Origin of the sequence: Aestuariimicrobium sp. G57 (assembly GCF_050110855.1) — a bacterium.
Taxonomy (GTDB): domain Bacteria; phylum Actinomycetota; class Actinomycetes; order Propionibacteriales; family Propionibacteriaceae; genus Aestuariimicrobium.
On sequence record NZ_JBNINW010000003.1, the window covers coordinates 475,638 to 489,124 of the forward strand.

Sequence of the window (13,487 nt, forward strand, 5' to 3'; positions counted from 1 at the left end):
CAGACTCTATGGGATCGGCGGTCAGCCCCCTCAGCGGTACCGCCGGAACGAACGCACCGACAGTCGTGATGTCAGCCACCGACGCCATCCCACCGAGCGGCGCACGCCATGCTCGGCGGACTTCATCGTCGTCCAGTAGCCCTCGGCCGTCTCGTCGTTGACCGGGTCTGGGCTGAACACCAGCGAGTCGGCTCGCTTGGCCAGGTTGATGGGGTCGGCATCGGTGATCATCGAGGGGAACGCGATCACCATCGACTCAGCCTGTTCCGACCGGGTGGCCGTCGGCGTGGGGCTGCGGCCAAGGTCGCGGGCCTTGTCGACCAGCTCGGCCCAGGCCCCTGCCACCCGATTGGCCGCCACTGGGTTGTGGCGTCGCTCGCTGCGCCGTTTCGCCTTCAACCCGAGGATGAGCACGACCGGGCCCACCAGCGTGACCAGCGGCACCGCAGTGATGGCCATGAGGGTGCCGACCCGCTTCCAGTCGATGCTGGGAGGGGTGGCCGGCTTCTCACCGGTGTTCGCGGGCAGGTTCGAGTCGTTGGGCAGCTTCTCGGGCTTCTGCGGGGGCGGCGGCGGGTTGTCGACATGCGGACGGGGCTTCGGCGGGGCCTTCTTCTCCAGCTGCTTGAGCACGCGGTCATGGTCCGGCGTCGGGTTGAACTGCACCCAGCCGTAGCCCTGCAGGTTCAACTCGGCCCACGCGCGAATGTCGCGTCCACGCAGGTCACCCGAGCCCGACTCGGGCACCTCGTAGCCATAGACCACCCGGGCCGGGATGCCCAGCGTGCGCGCCATCAGCGCCATCGTCACGGCGTACTGCTCCTCGTCGCCGACCATGGCGTTGGTGTTGGTGAGCAGGGCCCCGATCCGCGCCGAGGTGTGACCGGACAGCGACGGCGTCTGCTCGGGCAGCCCGTTGGAGTAGTAGCCGGTGCGCAGCATCTGCACCAGCTTCAGCGCGGCCGCCCCCTTCGTGGTGGTGCCCTCGGTCCACGTGGTGGCCTGTTCGCGGACGAGGTCAGGCACCAGCTCGTTGTCGTTCATGGCGACATTGCCGGCTCCGGCTGCCGCGATCTGCTCATCGGTCGGCCGCTGCGGCACCACCGACTGCAGCACATAGGTGTCGCCGGGCCGCAGCCCGGCAGTGGTCAGCCCGGTGCCGGTGGCGCGGTTGTAGAAGAAGGTGTCACCCAGTGCGACCTGACGCTGTCCGTCGAACGAGATGCCTGTGGTCTGGCCCACGGTCGGCAGCCACACCCCACCCTGGGCACCGACCGTGATGCTCACCGTGGCCTGCTGGCCGTCCTGCAGGGGGGTGATCCGTGCGCCGACACGCCTGAACGCGTCCCCACTGACCGGCGAGGTCGAGTTCGTCACGTTGAAGGTGAGGCCGTTGAAGGTGTCCATGGTGGCGAGCCGGATCGTGGCACCCGTGGGCACCCCCGACACCGACAGCATCACGTTGTTCTCGTTCATCGAGTGCACACCGCGCAGCGACTGCAACGGCGAGGGGTACTGCTCGACCTGCAGGGGCGCGGACACCAGCGTGCGGGCAGTGAACCGGGGCTCGGTCGACTGCAGCAGCGGTGCCAGCAGCCACGTGCCCCCGGCCACCAGTCCGAGCACGGCCGCACCGACAGCCGCCGTGATGGGGTGTACCCGGCGTCGTTGACGCACCAGGGTCTCGCGCAGAACGCGGCGGCGCTGGCCGGCCCACAGCAGCACCACGGCGACGGTCGCGATGGCCACCCACAGCGGCCACCGGGTGACCTGGCTGCCCAGTGCCCACGCCACCGCGTACGCACCGACCGCAGGCACCCACGCCAGTTGCGGACGATGGGTGCGCAGACTGATGGTCGCCGCGCCGACCCCGATGAGCATTGCCAGCAGCAGCGGCACGGTGAGCAGGTTCCAGGTCTCACCGAGCGGCGGTTCGATGGTGAGCATCCCCTTCCAGGCGGTCACCGGACCCAGAGCGAGGCCACGAAGGGTGCGCAGCGTCGGGATGAACCCGAACATCGTCGAACTGGGCATGGCCAACACGCCGCCGAAGGCGAACCACGCTGCGGCGAGCGCCAGCGCCACCGCCCCCGTGCCCAGGCGGAACCTCCAGCCGAGCCAGCCCACCACCATGCCGAGCAGCCCACCGCCCAGCACGGTGACCCACAGCCACGACGTGCCATAAATGGGGTCGAAGGCGATGACGAGCAGCACCAGCAGGGCCAGCATCGCCACCGCGTCCAGGGCCAGCCAGCCGAGCGAAGCCCGTCCACGGGTGCGGGTGAACGGGGTCCGCTTGTCGACCTGTTTCTCAGGACGAAGCCTGCGCCGGCGCGGTGCCTGGCCGAGGGCCTCCGCGGCGGGGTCGGGGGCGCCCAGCCGCATCCGGCGGGTGGTGATGCCTGCCTCGGCGGCAGCGCTGTGCGGGTTGTGCGGCACCTGCTGGCCGACGGGGATACCGCGTCGAGGGCCACGGCCGGGGTTCGGGTGGCCGGAGTTCATGGGTCCCATGCTCATCGCATCGCCTGCCGCATCGCTCGGGCCAGGTCGCCCAGCGCGGGCACACGGGCCAGCGTCACATTCGACACGGTGCGCACCGACAACGGGCTGGCAGGGTCGGCCACCACGGCGATCACCCGGGTGTCGACATCGAAGTGCGCGGTGGCGCGGCGCACCTTGTCGATGCCGACGGTCGAACCTGTGGCGAAGATGGCGATCGAGGCGGTGGGTTCGCGCTGCACCATCGCGGTGACCAGGTCGAACAGGGTGCCGCGCGGGTGGGTGTCGACGCGGCAGAGTTCGTCGAGGGCACGCATCGCGCTGACGGCAGGCAGCACATCGATGGTCGTCATCAGCGCCAACGGGTTCTCTTCGCGCACGCACTGGATGGCCACCGAGCCGACGACACTGACGGCGAGTTCGAACTCGTCCTCATCGAAATAGCTCGCGGTGGCGGTGTCCAGTGCCAGCGCGACGCGCGACTGGCGGGTCTCTTCGAACTGCCGCACCATCAGGTCACCGGTGCGGGCCGACGACCGCCAGTGGATGTGGCGCCGGTCGTCACCGGGCACGTACTCGCGCAGCGCATGGAAGCTCATGTCGCTGGCGGTCAGCTGGTTGGTCGCATGGCCCTCGAGGTCATGGATGAAGCCCGTCTGGCGCCCGGGCAGGTTCACCGTGCGGGGGTGGACGAACAGTTCGGTGACCTCGGTCCAGTCGGTGGCGCGGCCCGACAGGCCGAAGGGGTCACCCTGCACCGAACGGGCCGGCCCGACGGGAATGACGCCGCGGCGACGGGTGGGGATCTCGAAGAGGTCTTCGTGCACGGCGCCGCCGCCCAGCGACGGGATGGCGAAGCTCGCGTCGTCCTCGCCCACGGGCAGGTCGAGCCGCGACGGGAATGAGCGGCGGCCCGCAGTGTTGCGCACCGCCAGGCGGCCCGCGGCGCCCTCGCCCACGATGACCCGCTGGTGCTGCAGTTGCAGCGCCACGTCGAAACGGGGTCGCCCAAGGGTGAACAGCAGCGCGATCACCACGAGCATGCCGAGCAGCACCGCGATGTAGAGCAGTTCGACCCAGTGGGTGAACAGCCAGCCGACGACGCACAACACGGCCAGCGCCAGGCCCACCCAGCCGGCGGTGCTCAACCCGACGACGCGCTTGACCTCGCCCAGTCGATCCCTGAGCCCGAGGCCAGGCGCCTCAACGGGCGGCGGGGCCTGCCAGCCCGCACCCCAGCCCGCATCCGGGGCATCCGGTTGCGGTGAGGCGGGTCGTTCGAGGGTTGCCGTCATGCAGACGCGCGTTCGGTCGGGGGCTGCACCGAGGCGATCACCCGCGACATCACGTCGACCTGGGTGATGCCGTTGAATTCCGATTCGGCGTCGATGATGATGCGATGGGCCAGGCAGGGCACGGCCAGCATCTTGATGTCGTCGGGAACGACGAAGTGGCGGCCCTGCGACGCCGCCCACACCCGCGAGGTGCGCACCAGCGCCAGCGCGCCACGCACCGAGACGCCCAGCTGCACGTCCTCGGTCTCACGGGTGGCCTCGACCAGGCGTGCGACGTAGTCGAGCACCGAGGGTTCGATGTGCACGGACGAGGCCAGCTGGCTCATCTCGGCGACCGCCTGGCTGGTGATGACCGCCGGCAGCGACGCCGACCGCGGTCGGGTGCCACCAGTCGACAGGATGCGCAGGGTGGCCTCACGGTCGGGATAACCCAGCGTCGTCTTCATCAGGAAGCGGTCGAGCTGCGCCTCGGGCAGACGGTAGGTGCCGGCCTGCTCGATTGGGTTCTGGGTCGCGATGACCATGAACGGCTGCCCGACCGAATACGACTTGCCGTCCACGGTGACGCGGTTCTCCTCCATCACCTCGAGCAGCGCCGACTGCGTCTTCGGCGAGGCACGGTTGATCTCGTCCGCCAGCACGACCGACGCGAAGATCGGGCCCTGGTGAAACTCGAACTGGCCCGTCTTCTGGTCATAGATCGTCACACCGGTGACGTCGGACGGCAACAGGTCTGGGGTGAACTGGATGCGCGACGAGGAGCCCTCGACGCTCTGTGCCAGCGCCCGCGCGAGCGTGGTCTTGCCCGTGCCCGGGTAGTCTTCGAGCAGCAGGTGGCCCTCGGCGACCAGGCAGGTGACGGCGAGACGGATGGCCTCGTTCTTGCCAATGATGACCCGCTCGACATTGCGGACGACGTTGGCGAAGGTGTCGGAGAACCAGTGCACCTGGTCGGGGGTGATGGCCATGCGGCTGTGTCTTTCTCTCGTACGGGCAGGCGCGGGAGGGGATTACCCGAGCGTCTTGGTCAGGGTCATGGGCGAGGACAGGATGCTTGCCTTGCAGCTCACGGTGGCGGTGTAGGGCGGTGGCGGCGGGGTCGCGCCCCCGTCGTGGTCGACGGTGAACGACCCGTTGTCGGGCAGGTAGGCATTCTTCTTGGTCGAGAACGGTGCCGAGACCGAGCACGAGAGGTCCGAGCCGATGCCACGTGAGGACACCTTCAGGGTGCTGCCCGACAGGGCCATCGTCAGCGGGGCCGTCACGGTGGTGCCCTCGGCAGGTGAGGCGCCGTGCCCGGTGCTGACTGCCCGGATCCGTACGGTCACGTTGGCGCCATTGGTCTTGATGTTGATGGTGCCGAACTGGCCGCCGCCCGCCGAGCCGTAGTGCTGCACATTGGGCACGGCCACCCAGCCGCCGCCGGCGTCGTACTGGATGGTCACCTGGTCACGGGAGTTGCCCTGCAGGTTGTCGTCCGGCATGGTCCAGCGGACTTCGCGCTGGGCGCCGTCGCCGCTGATGGCCACGGCATCACCCCAGTACGGGGCACTCGGCGTGCCGACCGGCGTGGCGCTGTTCGTGCCACCCCAGTCAGAGGCCTTGGTCTGGTTCCAGGCGCGGACCATCGCGTAGTAGGTCTGGCCGTTGCGGAAGGTACCGGGGATCTGGTCACCGACCTTCACCTTGACGGCGCTGCCGACGGCACCCCCGTCCTTGGCCATGACCTGCACCTCGTACTCGGTGACCTGCGGCTGGTTCGGGTCACCGGCGTTGAGCCACAGCGAGCCGTCACCGGCACGCAGGTTGGCACCCACGGGCTTCGATGGGGCACCGAAAGCGCTGACCGGGGCCGATTTCGCGGACTCCTGGCCCGGGTCGGGGCCGCGGTTGTAGGCGATGACACTGAACTGGTATTCGACGTCATTGGTCGCCCTGTCCCACAGCACCGACAGGGCTCCCCCGGCGTCAACGGTGGCAATCAGCTCACGGCGGCCATTGTTCACCTGGGTGGCAAAGACCTGGTAGCGCAGGATCGGATCCTTCTTGACCGGCGCCGCAGACCAGTTGACGGTGATGTGCTTGCCGATGCCCACGCCCGCGTCTGCCCCGGTCACGTTGGTGGCGGGCTGCGGAGGACCGGTGGGGTGCTCAGGCGTCGAGGCCGGTGACTCCTGCTTCGACCAGCCCACGACGTTCTTGGCCGCCACGGTGAAGGTGTAGTCCTCGTCGTTGGTGAGGCCCGTCCAGGTCAGCGACGTGGTCTTGGAGGGCAGCGTCTCGGTCTTGCCGCCGGAGTACTTGGTGACGCGGTATTCGGTGACGGGGCTGCCACGACTGACACCGGCCGGCCACGTGATGGTCAACTGCCCATTGCCGAACTTGACCTCGGGCTTGCCCACGACCTCGGGAATGACGTCAGGCTTCGAGGACCCCGACTCACCTGAGGTCGCCTGGCCCAGTTCATTGGTCTGGGTCACCTTGAACCAGTAGTTCTTGCCGTTGGCCAGCCCGTCGATGGTGCACGTGCTGGTCTGGCATTCCACCGACTTGCCCGTGGTGCCACCGGCATCGGCGCGGCTCACCTGCAGGATCCGGGACTTGATCGGCAGGCCGTTGACCGCCCCATCGGTCCACGTCAGCGTGACGTAGCCGTCGCCGGACTTCACCTCGCGCGGCACACCTGGTGCACCCGGCTCGCCGCGCACCTGCACCAGGATCTTGCCCGTGCGCTGCCGGTTCGGGTCCAAGGTGGCGTCCATGACGGTGTACTCGACCACCATCTCGGGCACGTATTCCCGCGGCGGTGTGACGACGACCTGCTGGCCGCTGACCTTCGCGTCACCGGCGCCGAGTGCGCGGGCGCTGACGATGGTGAGCGACTTGTCGGTGAGCAGGTTCGACTTGTCGTTCTCAAGCACGTTGACCGCGCGTGGCTGGCCGGCGTTGGCGTCGTTGACAGTGTCGGTGCCGACGTCGGGCAGGGGGCGGGTCGATGGCACGATCCTGATCGTCATCTGGGCGGGGCGATCATTGCCGTGGATGTCCATGACCCGTCCGCTGAGGGTGACCGAGCCACCGGGCTTCGCGTCGACGGGCGCGGTGGCATAGATCAGGTTCTGCTGGTCGCCGACGGCCCGCCAGGTGAGGTTGGCATCGCCGCCCGACTTGCCCCACTTCTCGAAGCGGAACTCATCGCCATTGGGGTCACGGAAGAAGTTGTTCAGGTCGAGGCGCGTCTCGTTCTCACCGGCCCCGACCTCGAGCACGGGCGCCGTGCCGATCAGCTCGGGCGGCAGCTGGGTGAGCTTCTTCTTGGTCTCTTCGTCGGTCTTCGCGTTCGGCGCGGGTTTGACCGTCATCGGCACCGAGATGAACGCGTTGCGGGCTGTCTTGTCACCCTCGGGCACCTCGTCGGTGACCTCGAAGACGACTGCGGCCGGGCCTTCGTAGTCGATGGACGGGGTCCACTCAATCTTTTGCGGTGAGGGGATGGCCGCGCCATTGGTCGCGCGCACCCGGTCGGCCGAGACGAGCCGTACCGGACGACCCCGGGTGCCCTGCACCAGCTGGTTCAGGTCGAGCACGAGCCGCTCCCCCGCTGTTGCGGTCAGCGGCGCCGGGTCCTTCAGCACGGGGCGCACGTCATTGCGCCCGGGCACCGTGATCACGGCGGTCGACGAGCCACCGTCCTTGTCGGTGATGGTGTAGCGCACCTGCTGGGCGCCGTCCAGCACCTTTGCACGCACGTTGCCGCCGGCGGCGACGCTGATGTCGGGGTTGGTGTTGCCGGGCAGCGTCACGGTCAGCTTGGCCGAGTCGTCGTCGAGGTCGTAGTCATTCTTGAGGGCCTCGATGTCGATGTATTCCTTGTCGACGACCGTCTGCGGCTGCACCAGGTCGTCGGTGGCCACCGGTGCCAGTGGTGGCGCCGACTCGTCGACGACGATCGTGATGGCACCGTTGCCGAGGGTGTTGGCCGAGTCGCGCACGTAGTACTTGCCTGCATAGGTGCCCGGCTTGGTGGGCGCCGTGAACGTGATGGAGTTGCCGTTGACGATCTTCGTTGCGAAGGGCAGGTCAATGGCATTCGTGTCGACGAAGCCGATGTTGTCGCCGTCGATGTCCTCGTCGTTGAGCAGCAGCGGCATGGTCACCGTGGCACCCGGCTTGACCCGGATCTGGTCATCGCCGGTGCTGGGCGGGTTGTTGCCACCAATCTGCGGGGCGACGCCCACGCGGATCTCGCCAGTGGCGGTGGCGCCATGGGAATCGACCACCTGGTAGCGGAAGACGTCGGTGCCCTGTGAGGTCGGGAATGCCTCATAGGACAGGTAGCGCTCGCCGACCTGGGTGATGCGGCCCAGGTGCGGTCCCGCTCCCAGGCCCACCAGCCGCACGGGGTCGCCGTTGGGGTCGATGCCATCCATCGGGATCAGGATGCGCGTGGTGGTGCCCTGCAACACCCGCGCCTCGATGAGTTTGGGCGTGGGTGCCTCGTTCTGGGCGTCGGGCGAGACGATGGTGATGTTGACGACGCTCGAGGCGGTGCGCCCGTCGGTGTCCCTGATCTCATAGGTCACCGACATCGAGGCCGAGGTGTTGCCGCTGGGCACCGCGACGCGCACCTTGTCTCCGTCGATCCACATGCGGTCCTTCGGGCCCTCGACCAGCCGGGTCAGCGAGAGGTCGAGGCCGACCGGTGAGGTGTCATTCGCGAGCACGGGGATGGTCACGATTGAACCGGCCCGGGCCTTCACCTCGTCCGGTTTCGCCTCGGGTCGCTGTGAGCCCGCCAGTTGCGTGGGCACGACCACGATGGTGCCCTGGGTGCTCGTGGTGCCGTCCGAGATCCAGTAGGTGATGGCCACCGGCCTGGTCGGCGTCCGGTTGGCGGTGACGGTCAGCAGGTGCCGGTTCTGCATGACGACGTTCAGTTCGGACGGGGCATCGAACGACTGGATCACCAGCACGTCACCGTCGGCGTCGAAGTCGTTGGCCAGGGGGTCGACCAGCACGCTGCCACCGGGGGGCAGCAGCACCACGTCGCGTGCCGCCACGGGCTTGTTGTTCTGCTTCGACGCCCCACGCACATCGACCCGGATGAGTCCGGTGCTGACAGGGCCGTTCGAGACGGTGTAGACGAGGTAGTAGGTGCCGGGGGCCTCGCCGGTGAACCTGATGGTGTTCTCGTGGTAGTTCGGCTGCAGCTGGGCCTTCTGGCCCGTGCCCTCGAGCGTGACCTCGCGCAGGGTGAGGTTCTCACCCTGGTCGTTCGCGAGCGGCGACATCACGAGTTCGGTGCCGACCGTGGCGTTGTAGAAGTCGCCGTTGGCGATCGGGGCGGCCACTCGTCCCTTGACCACTTCGACGACGAGTTCGCCCTCGGTCACTGCCACGCCATCAGAGACCTTGAGTTTGACGGTCTTGAGACCGGTGGTCTTGCCGACATCCTGGAAATGCAGCGTGCCATCGGCGGTGAACGTGACCTCGTCCTCGCCCTCGACATCGGCATCGACCAGGATGAGGTCATCGCCGTCCGGGTCACGCCAGTCGAGCAGCACGCGCTTGGTGCCCTGCTGCAGCTGGGCCAGGACGAGCTTCTCGTCGGGGCGCAGGTGGAACGGCTTCTGGTTGGACGCCTGCTGGTCTGCCGGCAGCACGTTGACGCGGGCGTGGGCCGTGGCGGACTTGCCGCGCCCGTCAGAGATCGTGTAGTCGAAGTCGATGGCACCCTTGTGGCCGCTCGGCACCGTGACCTGCAGCCCCGAACCGCCGTTGACCAGCTGGAAGGTCGGGCCACCCTTGGCCGTCGGCGGCCCGAGCACCGTCAGCAGGTCGCCATCGGGGTCGTAATCGTTGTCGAGCACCGGCAGGATGGTCGAGCGACCCTCGCGGGCGGCCAGCGACATGTCGGCCCGCGCCACCGGCGGCTGGTTGGGGCCCTTGCGGTCGGGGTTGATCACCTGCGTGTCAGGGCTGTCCTTGGACGAGTCATCGTCCTGGGTGGGGGTGACCTGGCTCCAGTCGGTGATCAGCTTCATGCCGTGCTCGACGAGCCAGATGTAGCCGGAGTCAGCATCGTTGAGCACCACCGAGCCACGGTTGCGCCCGAAGCGAAGGTCTGCGCCCTGGGGCACCTGCGGGATCGTCTGGGTGGTGGCGGCATCGCTGCCGGCGCAACGCTTGGCATAGGTGGTGCCGAACGCCCCGTAGACACAGTCCCCGAAAATCAGCGGCTTGACCGGTGCGGCGTTGACCAGTCCGGTCAGCGAGCGCGGCCCGTCCTTCGTCACGGCGATGAGCCCGGCGGCCGTGGCATAGATGGCCTGTGCACCCGCCACTCCCCCGGCGGCGGTGGGGCTGGGGTCGGGCAGCACGGCGCCCGTGCCGCCATCGACATCCCACACATCGTTGGTGCCCTCGACCCAGATGCGCTGGGTGGCGGTGTCGAGCACGACGGCCTTCTCACCGACTGCGCTCAGCCGCACCGCGCCGGCGTTGGCGGGGTCGATTGTGAGCGGAACCTGGCCCGAGAGCGGGGTGGCCGCGGCACCGGGCCGCACCAGCGTCGAACTCGTGACGTTGAGTGCGATCACCTTGCCGCTCGAGGTGGCGATTGCCAGGCCACCCTCACCGATCTCGAGTTGTGCCGGGGCCAACTGAAAATCGGTGCGCAGCATCTCGTCGACAGGCCCGTACCAGACGCGCCCATTGGTGGGGTTGGCCACGACCATGACCCCACCGTTGACCGACACCGTCGCCGAATTGGGCAGGTTGGTCGGGCTGCCCATCTGGTTGGTGGCGGGGTCATAGTTCGAGATCTGGTTCGGCGTCGACGACTTCACCAGCACCTGGTCGGCATTCTGGATGACCTCGTACTGCTGCGCACCGACCAGGGCGGCGTTGGCCAATTCCTCCGACGGCATGTTGAGGTTGCCGACCAAAGAGGTCGACTGCCGCACCACATAGACCGCCGCCTCGTTCAGACGCAGGTCAGCCACCCGGAATCCGGGGGTGACAACGGCGGCGATGATGACGCCGACCACGACGGCAACGACCAGCATCGTCGACCAGAACCGTCGCAGGAACCGGGTGGTGGCACGGAACCCCTTGGATTGCGCGAGGTCGGCAAAAAGCGCCCCTGCACGGCGACCTTCTTGCGACATGGTTCTACCCCTAGGAATCAGTCGGTTCGTCGTTCATCTCGTCAGTCGTGCTCACTGGCAGGTCGCCGACGATCAGGGCTGACCAATCTCGAGGGTCACCCCATCGCCCAGATCGATGACGGCACCGACCTCCACGGTGATTGTCTCACCTTGGTTCAACCGAACCGAATTCTCACCCGGATGCCTGACCAGGGTGCCATTGGTCGAGGTGTCCGTGACCTCGATCGCCCAGTCCTTGGGCTCGATGAACACATGGCTGCGGCTGATGTCGAGGCTGGGGCTCGGCACCCGCAGCACCTGGGTCTGGTCGGGGTGACCGTCTGCCGAGGGCGCTCGTCCGACAACGACAGGCAGGTCGAGGTCAACGGCGTCACCCGAGGACGAGCGCAGAACCGCCAGCACTGGACGGGTGACCAGGCGCGGGTTGTTCGCGTCGACCGGCGCAGGGCACAGCCGACAGCGGTGGCTGCCGGGCGGGTTGGCGTGGCCGGCGGCACACATCGAGGCGAGCACCAGGTTGGCATCGTCCTGGCGGTGCTGCTGGTGCGGCTTGTGCGTGGCGGCGATGCCGGTCATGAACACCGTGCCACCGTCGGTGTCATCGTCTGCCGGCGCCTGGGCCGGCTGGGCGGGTGGCGGTGCCGCGGACGGCGCCGATGCCGGCGGTGACCAGGCGGACTGCTGTGGTTCCTGCGGCTGGGGGGCACCCGCCCAGGGGTTGACCGGCGGTGGCTGCTGGCCGGGGGGCTGCTGACCGGGCTGCTGGTACGGGCCCTGCGACGGCTGGTAGGGGTTCGGGGGCTGCTGCTGGCCGTACTGGGGCTGCTGGGGCTGCTGGGGCTGCTGGGGCTGCTGGGGCTGCTGGGGCTGCTGGTAAGGATTCTGCGGCTGCTGGCCGAACTGGGACTGCTGGTAGGGGTTCTGTGGTGGCTGCAGGTTCTGTGGTTGCTGCTGGCCGTACTGACCGGGGCGTGGTGGCTGCTGCTGGTACGGGTTCTGCGGCGGTTGGGGCTGCCCGTACTGCGGCTGCTGCTGTGGGTAGTGCGGTGGCTGCTGCTGCCCGAACTGGGGTTGGGGTTGCCGCTGCCCGAACTGGGGCTGGGGCGGCTGCTGCCCGAACTGCTGCTGCCCGTACTGCGGCTGCGGGGGCTGAGTGCGCTGAGGGGGCTGCGCGCCGAACGGGGGCGGTCCGGGCTGGTAGCTCGGTGACTGGGGCATGCCCGGGCCGGACGGCTGGAAGCCCGGGCCGGACGGCTGGAAGCCCGGCACAGCCGGTTCTTCGTGGATGGCGGCGAAGTCACCCTGGACGGAGTGCTGGTCGTCCGCGGCGGCCACGGGTTCGGGTGCCACGGGTTCGGGTGCCACGGGTTCGGGTGCCACGGGTTCGGCTGCCACGGGTTCGGATGCCACGGGTTCGGGTGCACTCCCGAATCCCCCGAAGATCCCGGCCCCCGGGTCGCCGCCCTCGGAGCGGTACACGACCGGCTCCTCGGCCGCGGTGTGCTGCGCGGCAGGTTCGTGCGCCGGTGCGGCCGGTTCAGGTTCGGCCTCATCGGCGCTGAACCCGGCTGCGGGGGCATCCGTCCATTCGTCCTGCGGCTGGTCAGCGTCGTTGGGCTCGTCCTCGACCTCGACGTCAATCACCGGCGGGTACTGCACGGCCTCGTCCGGGCTCGGCTCGTCCGTCGACACCACGGGTTCCTGCTGCACCACCTCGGCCTCGACCTCTTCGGCCTGCGTGGCCTGCTCGTCCACGATGGTTTCAGATTCGGGTTCGGGTTCGGGTTCGGGCGCGCCTTCGGCAGCGAAGCCCTGCTGGCCCCCGATCGGGATCACCGGCGCGAGTGCCGCGATCGCCGGCTCGTCGCTCAGCGGCACCTCGCCCTCGCCCAACTCGCGCACTGCGGGGAAGACCACCTGGGTGGTGGCCGACGCGTCCAGCACGATGGCCGAGGCCAGCACGGCGCCGACCATGAGCGGCAGCTGCAACACGGTCTCCTGGTCAACAGCCTCCATGTCGACCCGCACCATGCGGCTCTCGATCGGCGCCTCGCGCCACGACACCACACCCTCACCGTGGTTCACGACGGCACCATCGCTCAGGTCGACGAGCTGCAACTGGCCGCGCACCAGCGAATGCATGCCCTGCTCGTCCCAGAAGAAGGCGGCAAAGTTGGGCATCTTGTTGGCGCCGTAGGCGGCGAGCTGCGACAACAGGTGCTCGATATTGCTGGAATCCACAACCCGGTCCCAGATGCCATTGAGCAGGGTCGACATCTTCGCCGGGGCCGGTTGCAGGATCACCAGCGAACTCGGGCCGGCCAGCACCACCCAGTTGCCGGGGGTGTAGGTGGCGCGCCATGCTGCGTACTGCTGCATCTCGGGATCCTCTCCGCAATGCCGTCGTCAGGGCATGCTCCGACCCATTCTGTCCCCCGACGGTGGCATCAGGGCAAGGGACAAGGAGATTCCTCAAGGCGCCCTGCAGGTTTGCGCGCCCGTCGCGCCCACCCCGATCCGCCTA

General features: G+C 68.4%; 5 protein-coding genes. All 5 read right to left on the minus strand.

Going from position 1 to position 13,487, the window contains the following annotated elements:
* Nucleotides 1-30: 30 nt before the first annotated feature.
* The 5 genes from ACQCX5_RS09320 to ACQCX5_RS09340 all read right to left on the minus strand — a co-directional run bounded on the left by ACQCX5_RS09320 (nucleotide 31) and on the right by ACQCX5_RS09340 (nucleotide 13,342).
* The gene (locus ACQCX5_RS09320) at nucleotides 31-2,517 is read right to left on the minus strand and encodes a transglutaminaseTgpA domain-containing protein (protein WP_434541751.1); all 2,487 of its coding nucleotides are present in this window, start codon (nucleotides 2,515-2,517) and stop codon (nucleotides 31-33) included.
* Nucleotides 2,514-3,794 (minus strand): DUF58 domain-containing protein, encoded by a 1,281-nt coding sequence (locus ACQCX5_RS09325; RefSeq protein ID WP_434541752.1) that lies wholly within the window; start codon nucleotides 3,792-3,794, stop codon nucleotides 2,514-2,516. The genes ACQCX5_RS09320 and ACQCX5_RS09325 overlap by 4 nt, the downstream gene beginning before the upstream one ends.
* Nucleotides 3,791-4,762 carry an AAA family ATPase gene (locus ACQCX5_RS09330; protein WP_434541753.1) on the minus strand — a complete coding sequence of 324 codons (972 nt, stop codon included), beginning with the start codon at nucleotides 4,760-4,762 and terminating at the stop codon, nucleotides 3,791-3,793. Before ACQCX5_RS09330 ends, ACQCX5_RS09325 begins: the two co-directional genes overlap by 4 nt.
* A 42-nt stretch (nucleotides 4,763-4,804) precedes the next feature.
* On the minus strand, nucleotides 4,805-10,963 hold the full coding sequence (locus ACQCX5_RS09335; RefSeq protein WP_434541754.1) for an Ig-like domain-containing protein: 6,159 nt from the start codon (nucleotides 10,961-10,963) through the stop codon (nucleotides 4,805-4,807).
* A gap of 72 nt (nucleotides 10,964-11,035) precedes the next feature.
* Nucleotides 11,036-13,342 (minus strand): hypothetical protein, encoded by a 2,307-nt coding sequence (locus tag ACQCX5_RS09340; RefSeq protein WP_434541755.1) that lies wholly within the window; start codon nucleotides 13,340-13,342, stop codon nucleotides 11,036-11,038.
* Between the last annotated feature and the right edge of the window lie 145 nt (nucleotides 13,343-13,487).

Bases quoted from the DNA above. Each gene is read 5' to 3' on its own strand.
- ACQCX5_RS09320 (WP_434541751.1), bottom strand. From the start codon at position 2,517: ATGAGCATGGGACCCATGAACTCCGGCCACCCGAACCCCGGCCGTGGC.
- ACQCX5_RS09325 (WP_434541752.1), bottom strand. From the start codon at position 3,794: ATGACGGCAACCCTCGAACGACCCGCCTCACCGCAACCGGATGCCCCG.
- ACQCX5_RS09330 (WP_434541753.1), bottom strand. From the start codon at position 4,762: ATGGCCATCACCCCCGACCAGGTGCACTGGTTCTCCGACACCTTCGCC.
- ACQCX5_RS09335 (WP_434541754.1), bottom strand. From the start codon at position 10,963: ATGTCGCAAGAAGGTCGCCGTGCAGGGGCGCTTTTTGCCGACCTCGCG.
- ACQCX5_RS09340 (WP_434541755.1), bottom strand. From the start codon at position 13,342: ATGCAGCAGTACGCAGCATGGCGCGCCACCTACACCCCCGGCAACTGG.